Annotated in this window: 17 protein-coding genes; 4 read left to right on the forward strand and 13 right to left on the reverse strand. The window is 32.9% G+C overall.

From position 1 onward, the window contains the following. Positions 1–12 precede the first annotated feature (12 nt). Positions 13–1,137, forward strand: coding sequence for a cysteine desulfurase family protein (locus BUB42_RS05700; RefSeq protein ID WP_073018079.1), 1,125 nt, complete (start codon positions 13–15; stop codon positions 1,135–1,137). A 71-nt stretch (positions 1,138–1,208) separates the two neighbouring features. Here the strand turns inward: BUB42_RS05700 and BUB42_RS05705 are convergent, their stop codons facing one another. The 3 genes from BUB42_RS05705 to BUB42_RS05715 form a co-directional block, all read right to left on the reverse strand. Continuing rightward, complete coding sequence (locus BUB42_RS05705; protein ID WP_170857190.1) at positions 1,209–1,502, reverse strand: chaperone modulator CbpM; 294 nt, start codon at positions 1,500–1,502, stop codon at positions 1,209–1,211. Next, positions 1,499–2,377 (reverse strand): J domain-containing protein, encoded by an 879-nt coding sequence (locus BUB42_RS05710; RefSeq protein ID WP_073018232.1) that lies wholly within the window; start codon positions 2,375–2,377, stop codon positions 1,499–1,501. Before BUB42_RS05710 ends, BUB42_RS05705 begins: the two co-directional genes overlap by 4 nt. 219 nt (positions 2,378–2,596) lie before the next feature. Next, positions 2,597–4,015 carry an amidohydrolase family protein gene (locus BUB42_RS05715; protein ID WP_073018083.1) on the reverse strand — a complete coding sequence of 473 codons (1,419 nt, stop codon included), beginning with the start codon at positions 4,013–4,015 and terminating at the stop codon, positions 2,597–2,599. A 337-nt stretch (positions 4,016–4,352) separates the two neighbouring features. On the opposite strand from BUB42_RS05715, the gene BUB42_RS05720 reads away from it, so the two are divergent. Continuing rightward, positions 4,353–5,885: a SulP family inorganic anion transporter gene (locus tag BUB42_RS05720; protein ID WP_073018085.1), complete on the forward strand. Its 1,533-nt coding sequence runs from the start codon at positions 4,353–4,355 to the stop codon at positions 5,883–5,885. A 129-nt stretch (positions 5,886–6,014) separates the two neighbouring features. Here BUB42_RS05720 and BUB42_RS05725 read toward each other — a convergent pair whose 3' ends face one another. Both BUB42_RS05725 and BUB42_RS05730 read right to left on the reverse strand, forming a co-directional pair. Beyond that, a complete protein-coding gene (locus BUB42_RS05725) occupies positions 6,015–7,289 on the reverse strand; it encodes an NAD(P)/FAD-dependent oxidoreductase (protein WP_317614891.1) in 1,275 nt (424 codons plus the stop codon). A 75-nt stretch (positions 7,290–7,364) separates the two neighbouring features. Beyond that, positions 7,365–7,883, reverse strand: coding sequence for a GNAT family N-acetyltransferase (locus BUB42_RS05730; protein WP_073018089.1), 519 nt, complete (start codon positions 7,881–7,883; stop codon positions 7,365–7,367). A 170-nt stretch (positions 7,884–8,053) separates the two neighbouring features. Between BUB42_RS05730 and yaaA the strand changes: the two genes are divergently transcribed. After that, the gene (gene yaaA, locus BUB42_RS05735) at positions 8,054–8,812 is read left to right on the forward strand and encodes a peroxide stress protein YaaA (protein WP_073018090.1); all 759 of its coding nucleotides are present in this window, start codon (positions 8,054–8,056) and stop codon (positions 8,810–8,812) included. Between the two features lie 41 nt (positions 8,813–8,853). Here yaaA and BUB42_RS05740 read toward each other — a convergent pair whose 3' ends face one another. The 4 genes from BUB42_RS05740 to BUB42_RS05755 form a co-directional block, all read right to left on the reverse strand. Then, positions 8,854–10,437 (reverse strand): DHA2 family efflux MFS transporter permease subunit, encoded by a 1,584-nt coding sequence (locus BUB42_RS05740; protein ID WP_073018092.1) that lies wholly within the window; start codon positions 10,435–10,437, stop codon positions 8,854–8,856. Positions 10,438–10,512: 75 nt separating this feature from the next. Further along, on the reverse strand, positions 10,513–11,592 hold the full coding sequence (locus BUB42_RS05745; protein WP_073018094.1) for an HlyD family secretion protein: 1,080 nt from the start codon (positions 11,590–11,592) through the stop codon (positions 10,513–10,515). Positions 11,593–11,600: 8 nt separating this feature from the next. Further along, positions 11,601–12,932 (reverse strand): TolC family protein, encoded by a 1,332-nt coding sequence (locus BUB42_RS05750; protein WP_073018096.1) that lies wholly within the window; start codon positions 12,930–12,932, stop codon positions 11,601–11,603. After that, positions 12,922–13,548 (reverse strand): TetR/AcrR family transcriptional regulator, encoded by a 627-nt coding sequence (locus tag BUB42_RS05755; RefSeq protein WP_073018233.1) that lies wholly within the window; start codon positions 13,546–13,548, stop codon positions 12,922–12,924. Before BUB42_RS05755 ends, BUB42_RS05750 begins: the two co-directional genes overlap by 11 nt. A gap of 324 nt (positions 13,549–13,872) precedes the next feature. Here BUB42_RS05755 and BUB42_RS05760 point away from each other — a divergent pair, with 324 nt between their 5' ends. Beyond that, positions 13,873–14,424 carry a DUF4494 domain-containing protein gene (locus tag BUB42_RS05760; RefSeq protein ID WP_073018234.1) on the forward strand — a complete coding sequence of 184 codons (552 nt, stop codon included), beginning with the start codon at positions 13,873–13,875 and terminating at the stop codon, positions 14,422–14,424. Between the two features lie 248 nt (positions 14,425–14,672). Here BUB42_RS05760 and BUB42_RS05765 read toward each other — a convergent pair whose 3' ends face one another. From BUB42_RS05765 to trpA, 4 genes are all read right to left on the reverse strand, one after another. After that, a complete protein-coding gene (locus BUB42_RS05765; RefSeq protein ID WP_073018098.1) occupies positions 14,673–15,263 on the reverse strand; it encodes a fasciclin domain-containing protein in 591 nt (196 codons plus the stop codon). A 485-nt stretch (positions 15,264–15,748) separates the two neighbouring features. Continuing rightward, on the reverse strand, positions 15,749–16,915 hold the full coding sequence (locus tag BUB42_RS05770) for a PQQ-dependent sugar dehydrogenase (protein ID WP_073018100.1): 1,167 nt from the start codon (positions 16,913–16,915) through the stop codon (positions 15,749–15,751). A 394-nt stretch (positions 16,916–17,309) separates the two neighbouring features. Then, positions 17,310–18,728 (reverse strand): ArnT family glycosyltransferase, encoded by a 1,419-nt coding sequence (locus BUB42_RS05775; RefSeq protein WP_073018102.1) that lies wholly within the window; start codon positions 18,726–18,728, stop codon positions 17,310–17,312. 320 nt (positions 18,729–19,048) lie between these two features. Next, on the reverse strand, positions 19,049–19,810 hold the full coding sequence (gene trpA / locus BUB42_RS05780; protein ID WP_073018104.1) for a tryptophan synthase subunit alpha: 762 nt from the start codon (positions 19,808–19,810) through the stop codon (positions 19,049–19,051). Positions 19,811–19,832: the final 22 nt, after the last annotated feature.

The following is a 19,832-nucleotide window of genomic DNA, read 5'->3' on the forward strand; positions in this document are numbered from 1 at the left end:
AAAATTTTATAAATGAAAAATATTTATCTCGATAATGCTTCAACTACCGCAATGCGTCCTGAAGTAATACAAGAAATGACTAAAGTATTATCAGAAGACTACGGAAATCCTTCTTCAACACATGCATTAGGAAGGAAAGCTAAAAATATATTAGAACTTTCTAGGAAGTTAATTGCACAAAATTTGAATGCAACTGCACAGGAAATTATTTTTACTTCCTGCGGAACTGAAGCTAACAATTGGATTCTTAGATCAGCGGTGAAAGATTTAAAAGTAAAACGCATTATCACGAGTAAAATAGAACATCATGCGGTTTTGTACGCCGTATTAGTTTTAGAAAAAGAATTTGATGTTCAAGTGGATTATGTAAATGTAAAGCCGAATGGTGAAATCGACATTACTCATTTAGCTGAATTACTTTCTCAAGATAAAAAAACATTAGTTAGTTTAATGCATGTTAATAACGAGATAGGAACGGTGCTAGATTTAGATCGCGTAAGCCTTATTTGCAAGGAACACGGTGCTTTATTTCATTCTGATACCGTACAATCTATTGGCAAAACTGCAATCGATTTACAAAAATGTACAGCCGATTTTATAGTGGCTAGTGCGCACAAATTTCACGGACCTAAGGGAGTTGGTTTTGCGTTTATTCGTAAAAATTCAGGATTGCAGCCGCTATTTTTTGGCGGAGACCAAGAAAAAGGATTACGAGCAGGAACTGAAGCTTTGCACCAAATTGCTGGAATGGCAAAAGCACTAGAACTCTCCTATAAAAACATTGATGAGCAGCAAAACCATATTTTAGATTTAAAAGAGTATCTTCTTTCGAAACTCGAAATTGAATTTCCATCGTTTCAAATTAATGGTGGAACCAATGGATTTTATACGATTTTAAATGTATTACTGCCTTTTTCAGAAGATAAAACAGCAATGATATTATTTAATTTAGACATGAAAGGAATTGCAGTTTCAAGAGGTAGTGCCTGCCAATCTGGAAGTATAAAACCATCTCATGTTTTAGCAGAAATTTTATCTGATGACGATTTGAAAAAACCAAGTTTGCGTATTTCTTTCAGTTATCACAATACTCGCGAAGATATTGAAGCACTTGTTGCTGCATTAAAAACATTGTAGCGGAGATTTTGTAAATAGTTCCTTTATGTAACATTATCAAGACCAATGAATTAGAAAAAAGTCTTAAACGTTTAACTCTCGTACAAACGCAATCTATTTTTTAGTGATATAATTTCGCTTTGTAGTGTATCCATTTTTAGTAACAAATTAAAAACTACATCAATTCCTTCAATATTTACGTCTAAATCTTGATAGATATGAATCATTTTTTCGATTTCGTAAATGCAATCCGAATCAATGTAGGATATAGTTTCAACTGTTTTTATTTCAACTAAACCCATCTCGCTGAGATTTGTAAAAAAGGACATTTCCATTTTATAAAGAGAACATAATTCGGGTAGCGGGATAAGATTTTCTAGATTCATGATGTTCTAAGTTTAGCAAGTTCTGTAAATAATTCTCTTTCTTTTTCAGAAAGAGTTGCTGGAATTTGTATTTGATAAGTGAGATATAGATCACCAAATTCTCCCTCTTTTTTGTAAACTGGAAATCCTTTTCCTTTCAGTTTAACTTGCATCCCATTTTGAGTTGCTGGTTTTACAGTTAGTTTTACCTTTCCATCAAATGTTTCTGCAGTAATTTCTCCTCCAAGTATAGCAGTGTATAAATCTAAATCTACAATGGAATAAAGATTGTGTTTTTCTAATTTAAAATTAGTATGATTTTCTATCGAAAAAGTTATGTATAAATCACCTTTTGGACCGTTATTACTGCCTTCGCCACCCAATCCACTAATTTTTATCTGTTGTCCATTTTCAACTCCAGCTGGAATTGTAATCCGAATATTTTTACCGTTAATAGTCAGTGTTCTTTTATGAGCTGTATAAACGTCTTTTAGATCTAGTTGTAATTCAGCATTGAAATCTTGTCCTTTAAACTGAACCGTTCTAGAACCGCCTCCAGAAGTTCTACCGCCAAACATAGATTCGAAAAAATCAGAGAAATCAGTATCATTGCCATAACTTGCTTGTTGACCGTTTCCTTGCTGCTGTTTTGATTTTTCAAATTGCTCTGCATGCTGCCAGTTTTCACCATACGCATCATATTTTTTACGGTTCTCTGCATGACTCAATACTTCATTTGCCTCATTTATTTCCTTAAACTTTTTTTCGGACTCTTTATCGTTTGGATTTAAATCGGGATGGTGTTTGCGTGCCAGCTTCCGATAAGCCTTTTTTATCTCGGCTTCAGTTGCTTTTTTATCCAAGTCAAGAACTTTGTAATAATCGATAAATGCCATTTCAAATTTTTTTAGAAGTTGTTGTAAATCAATTTTTAAAAGTCCAAAAACATAACTTTTTTTTCCCAAAATAAATCATGCTATCAAATTTAATCATTTATTTTCTTTAAAACCGTAAGCAAGTATTTTATTAAACTTGATTTATAAAAACACCAAACTCGCTTAAAAAAATCTAAGCGAGTTTGGTGTTTGTCAAATAATATCTTTTTTTGAAGCAGACTATTTTAAAGGAAATTTTTCTTCAAAAGTTTTAAATCTATTATCTAAATCTCTTAACAACTGTTTTTTAACTTTTTCTTCTTTGATAAAACTATAAATAATGCTATTGTAGACAAATTCTTTAATATCTCGATAAGAAACATCTTTGTATCTTTTGGCTAATAACACATATTGCTCGGTCATATTAGAACGTAAGATTCCAGCATCATCAGTACTGATAACTATAGGAACGCCAAAATCTTTATATAAAGTCAAAGGATGGCGGCTATCTTTTACTTTCAAAATAAATTCATTACTTACTAAATTGATTTCAATGGGAATTTTATTCTTCGCCATATAACGCAATAATTCATACGAATTTGTCTCATAAGCTAAATCTACACCGTGTCCAATTCTATTTGCTCCCGCGATATAAACCGCTGCGTTAATATGCCACGTCAGTTCTTCTGGTTGCACAAGTCCAAGAGTAAGTTCGCCAGCGTGCATTGTATATTTTACATTTGGATAACGGGAGTTACAGTATTTAAACATGACCATGTGCAACCAGTAATCCTTCATTGAAGTTTCACCATCTTCTGGCGAAACAATGTTAACGCCAGCAATCAGGTCACTTTGATCTGCAGAGATAAATGCAATAACTAAATTTTTAAATAAATCTACAGGTTCCATAAAACGCAACACAAAATTTTGATAGCGCATTGTGAATTGGGAATCATCAATTTTTAAATCATTGTGTAACTTGGTTACAAAGTTCATGTTGAATTTTTTCGCATCCGTTTCGACTCCTTTTTTAAGGAACGAGTTATATACAGAATCTAAAGACTTCATGATTGCTTTTTCATCTTTTACCAAAGCTAATTTTCGCAAGCTAGTATTGAATTTTGCCAAGTCATCAGTACTTATTGCTGTGGGGATTGTTGATAATTGAGTTTCAATGTAACTTAGATTTTCTTTTATTGCTCGGTTTTTTAATTCCAACATACCTTGAGCAAAATTTCCTTGAATCGCTGGCTCAAACTTCATGAAGGATTCAAAAAACAACTTATCTGATGGATAATTAACGCCATTATAGTCTTTTACAGACCATTTTTGCATAATTTTTTGTTTGTACAATTCTAATGTTCCTTTACTTTTTAGAGTAGAAAATAATTCCCAGTTTCCTGATGTAGTTTTCTGTTTTCTAACATCCATCGTTTCAGTGTTCAAATAGAAATTTTCGATAATGGCACGTTGTAACAATGGCTCAGCATAAATAGATCCCGAAAAATGATGGTGTATGTCGCCGCCCTTTGGCATTTGTGAAAAGAAAGCAGTTAATTCAGCTTCATTATCCCTAATTTTTTCTAAATGTTCACTCGCAGTTTGCGAATAAGTACTAGATACAAAAAAGGTAAAAAATAAAGTATAAAGTAGTTTCATAAAATAATCTTTTTAAAGTGCTGCTTTGATTTAAATTAATAAGTTCATTCAAATTGAAATTTAAATATCATTCAAAGATGATATATTTTGATCGAATTAGAAAGTATTATAGTAGATCTAGTGCTTATTTATGATAAATTTTGGTTGTTTTAAACTTTCCGACAGTCCTTTCTGCATTAGGATAAAGCTTTTAAAATTTTTACTTTTGCATTTCTGTTTCAAAAACCCACCCAATTATATTTCCTTGGTTTGTATCAATCAAAATAGGGATATTTAACAAAATAGCTCTCATTTAATTTCAATATGAAATTCAAGATAAGGCGCTTTCTAACAATCTATGAAAAAAGTATTTAATCTATTTGATTTTTCTCAAAAAGTCAATTTCCGAACTGAAATTTTAGCAGGATTAACAGTAGCTATGACAATGATTCCAGAATCATTGTCATTTGCAATCTTAGCTGGCTTTCCGCCACTGATGGGTTTGTATGCTGCTTTTATTGCTGGTTTAGTAACAGCTGTTTTTGGAGGGAGACCGGGAATGATTTCAGGTGGAGCTGGCGCAACGGTAATTGTTTTGATAGCATTAATGAAATCACATGGTTTAGAGTACGTTTTTGCTGCAGTAATTCTAGCCGGAGTGTTACAAATATTTGTCGGAATTTTTAAACTTGGAAAATTCATCCGATTAGTGCCGCAGCCTGTTATGTTTGGTTTTGTAAATGGCCTAGCGGTAATTATTTTTATGTCGCAATTGGAACAATTTAAAACGATAATAAATGGGCAAATGACTTGGCTAAGCGGAAATCCTCTTTTTATTATGCTAGGATTAGTGGTGCTGACAATATCTATAATTGTATTTTTACCAAAATTGACAAAGGCAATTCCTGCTTCGTTAGTTGCTATAATAGTTGTATTTGCTCTAGTTTTTTTCTTCGGAATTGAAACCAAAACTGTGCAAGATATTGCTTCGATAAGCGGTGGTTTTCCTCCTTTTCATATTCCGGAAATTCCATTAAATTTAGAAATGTTACAAATTATATTTCCCTATGCATTGATAATGGCTGCTGTGGGATTAACTGAAGGTTTGCTGACTTTAAACTTAGTAGACGAAATTACAGAAACAAAAGGAGATGGCAATAGAGAGTGTATTGCGCAAGGTGGTTCAAATATTCTGAATGGTTTTTTCTTTGGAATGGGTGGCTGTCCTATGATAGCACAAACATTAGTCAATCTATCTGCAGGATCTAGAGCACGGTTGTCTGGAATTATTGCTGCTTTGACCATATTACTTATAATTTTATTTGGTGCACCAGTAATTGAGCGAGTTCCAATGGCAGCTCTAGTAGGTGTTATGGTTATGGTAGCTATTGGAACTTTTGAATGGGCAAGTTTCCGAATCATCAACAAAATGCCGAGACACGATATATTTGTAGGTGTTACAGTCGCTGTAATTACAATTGTTTTACATAATTTAGCTTTAGCTGTGCTAATTGGAGTCATTATTTCAGCATTAGTTTTTGCTTGGGAAAGTGCTAAAAAAATTCGCGCTAGGAAATATATTGATGCATTAGGAGTGAAGCATTATGAAATATACGGTCCTTTATTTTTTGCATCTACTACCGCTTTTTTAGAAAAATTCGATGTTGCTAATGATCCAGCAGAAGTCATTATTGATTTTAAAGAAAGTAAAATTACCGACATGAGTGCAATTGGTGCAGTCAACAAAATTACGGAGCGATACGCCAGAGTCAATAAAGTAATTCATTTACGACATTTAAGTGCTGATTGCAGAACACTATTGATAAAAGCAAACCAGGTTATTGATGTTAATATCCTCGAAGACCCAACTTATAAAGTTATAGTCGATTAGATCAACATCTATTTGAAACTACTACTGTTTTTTCTGGCATTAAGAAAATTAAGGTTTTTAATGTTTAATTTTCTTAATGTTCTCAATAGTTTTTAAAAATTTAGTTATCTTTTTCTTTTTGTCAGAATACTAAATTTTCATTGCTTCAGCTGCTAATCGGCCTGTTTTCATTGCTGCATTTATTGACCCATTGAGTAAATTATCTCCGCAAACAAATAGTGTATCAGAAATTTTTATTTCTGAAGCATCAATAGTGTTTCTAACGCTTTCTTGCGTTGGTAGCGCATATTCAATACGATAACCTCTCAGCATTTTCCAATTATTGACCTTTTCGCCATACCATCGCATTAGTTCTTGCTTCATATTTTCGGCTAAAACAACATCATCAATAGCTGGAACTCCATTGTATGAAACGGAAATTAGAATTTTGCCTTTTGGTGCATAAGCCTTTGAAACATTTGTCATTACAGTCAAATTATTAACCCACTTTTTACTTAAGGATGCGTTTAATGAAACTACGGCTTTTTTAGTAGGTGCTTCATTTGCTTCAAAATAGATATTTGTTACTTGCTGTGAGGTCATTTTTTGTTTCGGAACAAACTGCTGTGTAAAATTATTTGCGGTTGTGGCCAAAAGAATTTGATTGGCTTCATAAACCGTTCCGTCTGCTGTTGTGACTTTATTTCCATCAATTGTCGTTACTTTATTATTGCATAAAATACTGTTTTCTGGAAGCATCGTTACTAATTGCTTTGGGATTTCTTCCATTCCTAATTCAGGGATAGCAACATCGCCGTCAGAAAACATTTTCATCACAAAATCGAACATTCTTCGGGAGGTTTTTAGTTCATTTTCGAGAAATATTCCAGAAAGAAATGGTGCATAAAAGCGCTGAATCATTTTTGGAGAGAAACCATATTCACTGAGTTGATTTTGCGTAGTTTGTTCTTTTTGTTCAAATATTTCTTCAATGCTTAATTTCTGTAATCTATTTTTTAGCCAAAGAGTATTTATTTTATCTTTCAATGTTCCAACGGGAGCAAAAAGAGTTGCAAATGCCGCCGATGGTCGTCTAAAAGGATCTGCAATTTCAAATTGGCCACCATCATATAGAACAGTTGCACCTGGCAACATTTTTTTTAGATTTAAAGCTTTATAATTTAGTAAAGCTTGTGTCTCAGGATAAGCGGTTAGCAACACTTGGAATCCTCGATCAAAAAGAAATCCGTCTTGAGCGTCGGTTTTAACTCTTCCGCCCGCCCGATCACTCGCTTCTAACAAAAGTACTTTTCGTCCTTGACGATGCAAATAAACCGCTGCCGATAATCCTGCTAATCCAGCTCCAACAATAATAACATCCTGTTTCATGGTCTTGATAAAGTTTGTTACAAAAATAAGCCAAATGCAGTTTTAAAAAAGCGTAAATGAATATCAATTTCTATTTTTCAGTTAATTTAAAGTAGTGAAATTAGATTGGCTTTAAATGTTCAATTTCATCAACAAGTCAGTTTGTTTGTCATTTCCCATCATAAAATCGTGTTTATCAAAAATCACAAAACCATTTTTAGTATAAAATTGAATTGCTTTGTGATTTTCTTCCCAAACGCCAAGCCAAATGCTTCCAACGCCAGAATCTTTTCCTATTTGCAGCGCTTTGTCTAGTAAAAGTTGACCTATTTTTTTACCGTGAAAAGCTTGTGATACATATATTCGATGTACTTCTAATGTGTTTCCTGCGATCCTTTCTGTTTGAGCGTCGTCAAAATTCAATTTGATATATCCAACCGCTTCATCATTTGCGTAGGCAATATAAAACTGCGAATTAGGATTAGATATTTCAAAGGTCAGTTGCTCTAAATTTAATTTGTCTTGAACATAAGCAGCTAAGTTTTCAGCACTGTTAGTAGCTGTAAAAGTTTCAGTAAATGTTTGAATACTAATTTTTCGTAGTAGAAGTAAGTCTTTTATGGTGATTCTACTTATTTTAATAGTATTCATTTTATTTGGAAATTGTAGGTTCTTTATTGGCAAAAATAGCTAATAATATTGATTTCTAAATTCAGATTTTTTATTACGTTATTTAACAAATCAATTGAAATTATTCGTGTTTCCAAATTCCAATTAGTATTTTTGATTGATTTTTAAAATGAACTGAAAGAACAACCGCTATGAAAATTGTAATATCACCTGCTAAATCATTAGAATTCGAAAGAGAGTTGCCCACTAAACTGCATACAGAGTCGCTATTTTTAAAACAATCTAGACAAGTTCATAAAGTCTTAAAAGAGGTTAAACCTGCTGATTTATCAAACTTGATGAGTATTTCAGATAAATTATCTGATTTAAACTGGCAACGAAATCAAGACTGGAAAATACCATTTACAACAGCAAATGCGCGCCCAGCTATCTACACTTTTGATGGTGATGTTTATACCGGATTAGATGCTTACACAATTCCAGTTGCAAAAATAGAAATGTTACAACAGCGCTTGCGCATACTATCTGGATTGTACGGTTTACTAAAACCACTGGATTTAATGCAAGCGTATCGCCTTGAAATGGGAACCAAATTATCTATTGGCGAAAGCAAAAATTTATATGAATTTTGGAAAGCAACGATCACAAAATCGTTGAATGATGAACTTAAAGATGATGAATTATTCATCAACTTAGCAAGTAATGAATACTTTTCAGCAATTGATGTAAAGGCTTTAAAAGTTCCAATAATTACGCCGGACTTTAAGGATTATAAAGACGGAAAATTAAAAATAATTAGTTTTTTTGCTAAAAAAGCCAGAGGAATGATGGTGCGTTATATCATTGACACAAATGCAGAAACCATCGACGATTTAAAAGGATTTAACTACGATGGTTATCAGTTTGACGACAATTTATCGAAAGAGAATAATTTGGTCTTCACACGATAATCCTACAGACGTGATTAATCGTGTCTCTTCTAACGACGCGACTAATGCATAGCATCGGCAGGATTGATTTTATTTTTACCTTTTTTTATCAAAAGGATAAATGGAATACATATTAGAAATAGCGTTCCTAGATAGATAAAAATATCCATATATGATAATACGTTGCTTTGTATCATAACTTTGTATTCTATAGCTTTATAGGCTTTTGCCAAAGATTCATTTTCGGTAAATCCTTTAGACATGAACCCCATTTTGAGTTGTTGTACCGTTTGTTGCACCTCAAAAGAAGTTTTGTTAAGATTTGAAACTAGATTTACGCGGTGTTCTTGATTGAAACGAGCAATTGAAGTAGTAATAATTGCTATACCAAAAGAGCCTCCTAATTGTCGCATCATTCCAGTAAAAGCAGCTCCTTCGCCTATACTTTTTCCTTTTAAAGTGGAAAGCGAAAGTGTTGTAATAGGAACGAATAATAATCCTAATCCAACTCCTCTCAATATTAAAGGCCAAAATAAATGTTCTTCACCAGAATCTGGCGTGATGACTTGCTGCATCCAAAAAGTAAATAGAAAAAATACAAAAAAGCCTACCGCCACCATATAGGCTTGAGGAATTCCACGTTGAATCATTTTTCCAATAAATGGCATCATGATACCAGTTGTTATAGAACTTGGGATCAACAGCAATCCAGCATCGAGCGCGCTCCAACCTAAAACTGACTGCGTATAGATAGGAATTAGAAATGTTGATCCATACAAACCAAAACCTAAAATGAAGCACATTATCGTTCCAACTCTAAGATTCGTATCTTTTAATACGCGCAAATTTACAATTGGATACTGGTAGGTTAGTTCTCTCCAGATAAATAAGATTAAACCAAATACAGAAATTGTCGATAACGTAATAATAGTGAGGTTGTTAAACCAATCATCTTGCTGACCATGTTCTAAAACGTATTGTAGAGAACCAATAAAAGCTGTTAGAAGTACAATCCCTATCCAATCGACCTGACTGGCTTTTAATTTCTCTCCGTATTTTGGACTTTTGACAAAAGAAAGTGTCAATAATGTTGCGATAATTCCAAGGGGAATATTGATGTAAAAGATATAAGGCCATGAAAAATGATCTACGATATAACCTCCAAGTGGTGGTCCAAGTGTAGGTCCTACAATAACTCCCATACCATAAATAGCTTGCGCCATTCCTCTTTTAGCAACTGGATAACTTTCTGTAATTATAGTTTGTGCGGTTACTAATAAAGCTCCACCTCCTAAACCTTGTATGAATCTAAAAGCTACTAATTCCCAAATATTATCAGCATTGCCACATAAAAAAGAAGCTATGGTAAATATAATAATTGAAGCCGCAAAGTAATTCCGACGCCCAAATTGTTGCGACAACCAACTCGTCATAGGAATTATGATAACATTAGCAATTGCGTACGCGGTAATTACCCAAGCCACATCAGTAAGTGAAGCGCCAAGACTACCTCGCATGTTGTTCAAAGCTACATTTACAATGGTGACATCAACAATCTCGAGCATCGCACAAAGCACAGCTGTAATTGTAATGATAACCCTCCTAAAGCCATATTCTACTAAATCGTCGTCTCCTGTTGGTGTCATTTTATTGTAAAGTGTGAACTATAGTATTTAAGTAGGTTATATCTTATTGTAAGTTTTGATGCGTGCAATTTTGTTTTAATTTAATTGCACATCAACATCAACATTCATTCCTGCTCTGAGTAGTTTAATTTTTTCGGGATCATTAGTGGTATTCAAACTGATCTTTACAGGTAATCTTTGCACTGTTTTTACAAAATTTCCTGTTGCATTATCAGGAGGTAGCAAAGAGAATCGGGATCCTGTCGCTGGCGAAAAAGAAGTAATTGTACCCTCAAAATCATGTCCTGGATACGCATCTACTTTTACTATTACTTTTTGACCAATAGTCATTTTATTCAATTGTGTTTCTTTAAAATTAGCAATTACCCAAGCTTCATCATTATTGATAATGTAAAATAAAGATTGTCCAGGCTGCACTAATTGACCTGGTTGAATATCAATTTTAGAAACTTGACCATCAATAGCGGCAGTTACAACGGTGTAAGTCAAGTTAAGTTTAGCAGCGTCTAGCATTGCATTTGCGCGTTTAATATTTGCAGCAGCCACTTCCGTTTGTTTATTTGAAACTTTAGATTTAGCAATAATAACCGATTTTTGGAACGCACTCGCTCTTTGTTGTTGCTGTAAAACGCGAACTTGACTTTCGGCTTCCATTTTTGTAGCTAAAGCTTGTTCATATTGCTGCTTTGTGATAGTTCGGCTTTTGTACAAATTATCATATCTATTAAAATCATTTGTTGCACGATCTAATCTTATTTTTGCCGATTCTATATTGCCTCCTGCAGATTGAACATAAGCATCTGAAACAGAAATGCTCGCTAAAGCACTTCCAATATCCGCTTTTGAAACTTCAAAACTACCCTCAGCACCAACAAATGCAGCTGTAGCTTCTTCAATTTTTAATAAATAATCTCTTTTGTCAATGGTAAAAAGGGTATCGCCTTTTTTTACATAATCATTGTCTTTTATATACACTTTATCTACATATCCCGAAACTCTGGGGATAATTGGGTTCATATTTTTTTCTATTTGAGCATCATCTGTTTCTTCGTGAGATAGAGAATGCAAGTATTTATATGTTCCATAAGTTCCGCCTAAAATTACTAACGCCGCTAGGATAATAATAAATTTTTTATTCGTTTTTTTCTTTTCCATGGGTGCTATTATTTTTGAGCTATGTTGAAAGTTTGTGATAATTGGCCAGTTACGGAGAGTAACTCGTAATATTTTTGGATGGTATTGGCTTTCGCCAAAGCGGTATTAATTTTTGAACTCAATTGTTCTACATCAGCTTCTAACAAATCATTAGTATCTGAAAGTCCGTTGTCATATTTGTCTTTTACAATCCGATAATTTTCAGTAGCCTGTTCAGCAGCTTCATTGTAAACTACTTTTTGCTTTAAAGCTAAATCGTAATCTTCAATAGCTTTTTTGACTTGAATTTTAATGTAATCGGTCAGTACTAACTCTGAATTTTGTACTTCAAGAAATTTACTTTCTGCTAATTTTACCAACGTTCCGTTTTTCAAAATAGCACTCAAATCATAAGAAATGCCAACACCAATATTCATAGCATTTTGAACCGTAATTACATTACTCAAATCTAGTGCAGTGTAGCCACCAACTATTGCAATCGATGGATAGTATGAACCTTTTGCAATTTTAATATTAGCTTCACTTGCTTTTCCTTGAAAGCGAATCGCTTCTAAATCCTTTCTATTTTCAAGTGCTGGCAGCTCGTTTGTGGGAACATTGGTCATCTGGAAATCAGCAAAATCTGCTTCTCGAATTTCTAGTTTTGTATTTGGTTCTAATTTTAAAAGCGTAACTAAGTAAAAGTTAATTATTTTTAAATTATTATTGGTCTCATCAAGTGATAACTGAATTTTAGAAGTTTGTAATTTAGATTTTAACAAATCATTCCTAGGAATAATTCCGTTTTTTTCTAATTCGATAAAATCCTTTACGCGCTGTTGTGCCGTTTTTTGATTTTCTTTGAGCAGTTCAATTGTTTTTTGTGCTTTATATAAACTTGCATAATAATCAATTACGCGACTCGCTATTTCTTCTTTAGTTTGCGAAGATGTTGCCATTTCAGCCTGATATAGATTCTCATATACAACAATGCTATTTCTTATTTTGAAACCAGAAAAAATGGGGAGACTTGCATTTAGCTGTCCAATCATCAATTGATCAACAACTGGAATTGCTTGTTGCGATCCATTATTATTTTGGTTTAATTTAAAATTGATATTGGCATTGGCAAGACGCTGGTATTGTCCAGAAAGTTTTACATCAGGATATTGATTATTCTTAGTGGATTGTAACTCGTATTTTTTGGTCTTTACTTTTGTATTTGCCAGTGTAACTTCATTGCTTTTGGCCCAAGCCAAATTGATGGCTTCGTTCAAAGTTAAACTTGTTTTTTCTTGTGCGTTTACGGATGAAATTCCAATAAAGAAGATCCCGTAGAACACGAATTGACTAACTTTCATAAATTAGAAGTGCTTTAATTGTTTGTTGGATGTGCTTTGTCAAATTGGTTTTAATGTAATTGTTGTACAGTTCTTCGGTTTTTAAGTTTAATAAATTTTCAAAGAATGTTTTATTCATGTGAAAATGAAAAAACGTGCCTAAAATTGTTGGGGTAATGAGCGGAATAATAACATCTTTTCTAAAAATCCCTTTACGTTGGCCTTCTTCAATAATGGATTCAAGGGATTTTAAATTTCCTTTTTTTAATTCTGAAAAAGCGAGTAAGTTTTGTTCTCTTTTTTTAGAAGTGAATTCAAAGTGTAGAATTCTATAAATACCTCTATTGCTGTTTATTCGATTAATATAAAGCTCAATAAGTTTATTTATTTTATCGATAGGTTCAAGTTCTTCTTGCAGTAAAGTATCTAGCTGGTATTTTAAATCTGAAGTTCTGTAAATAATCAGCGATTCTAACAAGCGTTCTTTGGAACCAAAGTAATAGGAAACCATTGCAATATTGATCTTCGCCATTTTTGCGATAACACGTACAGAAGTACCGTCAAATCCTTTTTCGGCAAAAAGAGTTTCAGCGACCTCAAGAATCTGAATTTGTTTATCAGTAAAATTACTTTGCAATGGAATGGATTTTTTATCGAAACCAAAACTAAACAACTGTTTAATTCAAACAACTGTTTAATATTAAATTAACATAAATTTAACATAATACATTTTATTAATTTACAGAATATAATAGTTTATGTTATGCCATTATTTGTCGCAAGATTTACCAAATCAAATGCAGCATTTGTAATTTAAAAAGATTTTTTTTTCTAAAGTCAATTTTTATGTTACTAAACTCATAGTAAATCGCTCGAATATCAAATTGTGAATATCTATTTTTTTAAAAGTCCTATTTTTTATGTCTAAAATCTATCTTTGACATCCTTAAAAAAATAAATGATGAGCACAATTTGGTACGAATGCAAAGTAAAATATAAAAAAACAGATGAGAATGGCGGTCAAAAAGTAGCGACTGAACCCTATCTAGTTGACGCAGTGTCTTACACAGAGGCAGAAAGCAGAATTACCGAAGAAATGTCGGCATACATTAGCGAGGAGTTCAAAATTACGAATATTAAGATTGCCAATTATGCTGAAATTCATCCTTTTGAAAATGCTGACCGATGGTTCAAGTCAAAAGTTTCGCTAATTGCGTATGATGAAGAAAGCGGTAAAGAACGTAAAACTAATATGTATTTATTAGTTCAAGCCAATGACGTCAAAGAAGCTTTTGATAATACAGTAAGCGTAATGAAAGGCACGATGGGCGACTATACGATTCCTGCAATTTCAGAATCACCTATAATGGATGTATTTCCATATTTTTCAGGAGAAGAAGGAGAACTAGAACAGTTAGAAAAGTTTAATGTCTTGAAAGCATCTAAACCAGAAGTTACTCCAGAAACGGAAGATCATATGGAATTCGCGACTGAAGAAGAAGAAGTTATATAATCATGCGATAAAAAAAGAAAGAAATTGATATAGCATTGTTTTGTAAAATGAATTTTTTACTGTCTGTCATTTGTTTACAGACATTAAGGATGAAGAATAAATAAAATCACAACATAATAATTTAAGATTATAGCAATATAATTTTGTTACAGAGCACTCTATGTAAATTTTATTCTCATTTGGTAATTCTCTTCATAAAAAAACCGTTACATCACTGTAACGGTTTTAAATTGAATCAGTTAAAAACCTTATTTAGATTTAGGCATAACTACTGTATCAATTGCGTGGATTAGGCCATTTGAAGCACCTACATCAGCCAGAATAACTGTGGCAGTTCCTGCATTTTCATCAGTTAACATTACTTTACCGTCGCTCAAACTCAATGAAATTGTACCTCCATTAACTGTTGTAACGCTATGTTTTCCATTACCTTTATTTATCGCAGCAATCACTGTAGCAGCATCAAATTTTCCAGCAACAACATGATACGTTAAAATTGATTTTAGTTTCTCTGCATTTTCTGGTTTTAATAAATCATCAAGTGTGTTTTTTGCCAGTTTATCAAATGCAGCATTGTTTGGGGCAAAAACTGTGAAAGGACCATCTCCGCTCAAAGTTTCAACAAGATTTGCTGCTTTAACAGCCGTTACAAGAGTAGAGAAATCTGCATTTGCAGAAGCTACATCTACAATGTTTCCAGTTTCAGCAGCAGCAACAGTGTCAACTGCTACAGTAGTTGAATCAGTCATTTCTGTTGACTCAGCTGTTTTTTTTTCTCCACAAGAAGTAGTTATTACTCCTAATAATGCGAGTGCGCTAATTGTTTTTACTAATTTCATAGTTAAAGTTTTATGTTAAAATTAAATTAAGACAATCAAAGATATTCTTTTTTTTGAGTTTGTTTATTTTTTTTAACAAATTATTAAACAAAAAACAACTTACAAAAATAATAATTACTGATATGTTTTAATATTATGAATATTTTTAACTATCTCCGAAAAGTAAATAAAATATTAAAAAATCAATTTAATAATATTTCATTAAAAAAAACAGTTTAGATGACATGGTTTTCAGTGTTTTTTTGTCCGAACAAATCCATGCCTTTTAAGGGTTTTATTTCACAAAAGCTTCTTGTATTCTATCAAATATTGGAGATACTTCAAGCGCAATATTTTGTTTAAAGTTAAATCCGCTTCTAACTCATTCACGTTAAGCAATAATTTTGAATCCATAATGGTAAGACTGCGCAATAATATCTACCTTTTACTTATTTTTTTGTAAGGCTAAAACTTTTGTCCTATGTTAAAGCAATAAAAAAGACAATTTAGCGCAATAAGATAAATCGGTTTGGAGATTCAGTCATTGCATAAATTTTACCGTCAGGTGCTTGTCTTACATCACGAAAACGTGCGTATCCATTCATGCTTCTTGTTGAGGCTATTTTTTTATTGTCTCTAAGTTTCAGCCAATGAAGATGAGTACCTGCTAAAGCTCCAATTAAAATATCTACTTCATTATTTGGTTGTCCTTTAACGATAAAAGTCATTCCACTTGGCGCAATTGATGGGACCCAATACGTAAGAGGGGATTCCATTCCTACGCGAGTGGTATCAGCGGTAATGGGTGTTCCATTGTAGTTTGTCCCAAATGTAACCTCGGGCCAACCATAATTTGTGTTCGCCTTTATTAAATTAAGTTCATCGCCCCCTCTGGGTCCGTGTTCATGCGCATAGATTAAGCCTGTAGCAGGATTCATTGCCATACCTTGAATATTTCTGTTTCCCCAAGTAAAAATTTGAGGTTGTGTATTGGGAATTCCAACCAATGGATTGGTTGCGGGCACAGTCCCATCATCATTGAAACGCAATACTTTACCCAAGTGGTTATTCCTGTTTTGTGCATTCTCTGGTAATCCACGATCGCCCACAGACATATAAAGAAGATTATTTCTATCAAATATTATGCGACTACCAAAATGCTGGCCATCGTTTCGTACTGGTAATGCTCTAAATAATTCTGTGAAATTTTGAAGTTGGTTACCAACAAGTCTTCCTCTACCTAATGCTGTGGTTTGTCCGCCAGTTGCAGCCACGGCGTAGGTAAGATAAACAAAATCGTTACTACTAAAATTGGGATGCAAGGCAATGTCAAGCAAACCTCCTTGTCCATTTTGTGAAATAATTGGTATACCTGTTATTTCAGTAAGTGTATTTGTAGAAATATTGTATCGAAATACTTTACCTTGCTTTTCAGTAAAAAGCACTTCATTGCTGTTGATAAACGTAAAACCCCATGGAGCAGCGATGTTGTTGAGCAATACTCTTTCCTCAGATAAAATGGGTGGCGGAACATTTGCAGCAGGCGGATCAGGTGTTTCAGCTGTTTCAGAATCCTTTGAACATGCTAAAAGCACCATCGGAATGATAAATAACAATAATAAATTAAATACTTTTTTACTTACCTTCAAATTTAAAATAGTAGGATTGTCCATTTTTTTAGTTTTAAAGAATTATAACGAGAATAATAATATTCATAAGTTCATCTTACCGGATTTAAAAATTATTTTTACTGACACTAATCCGTGAAAAACTTTTTTCTAATTGTTATCAAATATAATTAATAACATTTTATTTAATGTAAAAAAAAATATTTAAACAAACTAAAGGAGTTTAAAATTTAGATCAAGTAATTGTAGATAAGTAATTTATAACTTTAATTACTTTTAAAAGTGAGTTGTTTAAGGCATCAATCTGATTCTCCAAATGAAGTATATTTACAATTATTAGACGATGGCTAGAAATTCGTATTTATTAATTGAATCCACCATTATATCGCTTGCAATGCAACGATACCTTCTCTTTTTCCTGCCGTTTTTATTTGAGTATTTATTCGAAAATCCTTGTTTTAAATTCAGATCGCAACTGTTCAAAATTCAGTTTTGGTAATTTGCAAATGTATATCGTTTGCCACAAATCTTTCTCGTCATCGGCATACGGATTATAAATTCGCTTTACCGCCACAACCGAATTAAAGAAGGATTGAAAAAAGTCAATTCCAGCCTCTCCGTTTGAAAACGCTATAACTGTTTTAGGTAATTCGCCTTTTTCTGGTGTCCAAAGGTAAAAGCTCCCGTGGTATGAAAATGCTTTTGGCATTTTGTAATTATCCCTAAAAAGATTTACTCCTCCTGCTTGGCTATAATGTTTACCCCAAATCAAGCAATCCTTTCTCTCGTTCATTGGGAGGCTATCATAAACGGTTTTTAGGCCGTTCATAGTTTTGTCCCACTGTGTTTTGGAATAATATTCTTTATATTCAATTGCGTAACGATTGTCTTTCTTTTCAATTCCCGCAAATTTTATAAATGTATTCAGTGGTAGAACGGCTAATCCAAATGGTATCAAAACAATGCCCGATAAAACAAGAAGAGCAGTTGCGGGATATAAAATCCATTGCCGTCTTGAAAGGATTTTTTGTTCAAACCAGATACCCCCAAAAATTATCAACGTAATCATTGTGGGATAAAAATAATATGCTTTGCTTTTGGTAAGCGCTAACAATGTTATACTCATGACAATTGTTAGTGCAATTGGGCGATAAATAAAATTATTTTTGACGCTAAACAAATAAAACAATCCTCCCAACCAGAAAATTAATGTTACTGGATTTAAGGATATAATTATACTTTCAAGAACTCCTACAATAGTAAGTTTGTCTAATTGAGTTTCATAAAGACGTAAAAACATGTCAAATACTGGAAATCCGTGGTTGTATTGCCATAAAATGTTTGGGGCTATCAGTACAAGAAATAAAATAATATATTTCCAACTGTCTTTTTGCAAAATTGCTGATCGTGTCCGTTTAAACAATAGTAAACCAGTAAGTCCTGCAATGAAGAAAAGGATATCATATTTTGTCAGGAAACCAAAACCAACACCTATTGTTAGATAAAGTAAATATTTTTTGTCGAGGGTTGTAACATATCGTACCAATTGATAGAATGAAAAAAGCCAAAACAAATGTATAAAGACTACAGGTTGAAATAATTGATGTCCACGTCCGAAAGCTGGTGCGGTTAAAATGCAAAGTAGTACAATAAAAACCGCTTTTGACTTACCGCCCAGTTTAACTGTTGTAAGTGCGATAAGTATTAAAATTAATAATGAAGCAATGTGCGAAAAGATATGATGCACAAATACGGATTGCGAATGAAATTGATTTTGGATAAATGACAGCAAACCTATCAGCGGCGGAAATTCCATATATCCAAAAGCCAAGTGTTTTCCCGTTTCAATATGCAACAATTAGTCACTTTGAAAGCCAGAATTACTGTCTGCAATTAAATGAAGTGTTAGTTTTAAAACACAAAAAAAGGTTATTATTAGAATTATTTTTCTCTTTTGTATCATGCTAAACTGGCTAATAACTTATAAATAGTCGCTGAATCTTAGTGGCTAAACCACAATACTTGGTTTGCTTGTCGTTACTTGGTAACGATTTTTAAACAAATATCTTAAATTTTTTTTATTACAATATAGAAAAAACAGATCATTCATTTACGACATAAAAAAAACGACGTTCAAATTAAATTTAAACGTCGTTTATTATTTTAAAAAAAGAAGATTTACCGAATAGCCTCGACAAATTCTTTTATTTTTCCAGTTCCATTTTTTGTTAAATCCTGAATAAAAGCACTTCCTATAATGGCTCCTTTGGCAAATTGTGTCGCTTGATCAAAGGTTTCTTTGTTGTTGATCCCAAAACCAATTACTTGAGGATTTTTCAAATTCATGTCGGCAATTCGTTTGAAATAGTCTTCTTGTTCACTTCCAAAACCAGTTTGTGATCCTGTAACACTTGCAGAACTGACCATGTATATAAAACCATCAGAAACGCCATCGATAAAGTTGATGCGTTGTACAGATGTTTGTGGAGTGATTAAAAATATATTTTTCAATTCATATTTTTCAAAAGTATTTTTATATTCGTCAGCATAAACATCAACGGGAAGATCAGGGATAATCAATCCATCAATTCCTATTTCAGCGCATCGCTTGCAGAAATTTTCAATTCCAAACTGCAACATTGGATTGAAATAACCCATTATAATCAACGGAATAGAAACTGTTTTACGAATATCTTTTAATTGGTCAAACAAGACCTGCGTTGTCATACCGTTGTGCAAAGCCTGCGTAGAACTTTCCTGAATTGTTGGTCCATCGGCTAACGGATCGCTAAAAGGCAATCCTATTTCGATCATATCGACACCATTTTTTTCTAAATCCTGAATGATTTGGACTGTGTCGTTTAAACTTGGATATCCAGCTGAAAAATAGATCGATACTATTTTTTTAGATTCTTGTAATTTTTGATTTATTCTGTTCATTTTGTTTAAATATTCGATTTAA

Origin of the sequence: Flavobacterium micromati (assembly GCF_900129585.1) — a bacterium.
Classification (GTDB): Bacteria; Bacteroidota; Bacteroidia; order Flavobacteriales; family Flavobacteriaceae; genus Flavobacterium; species Flavobacterium micromati.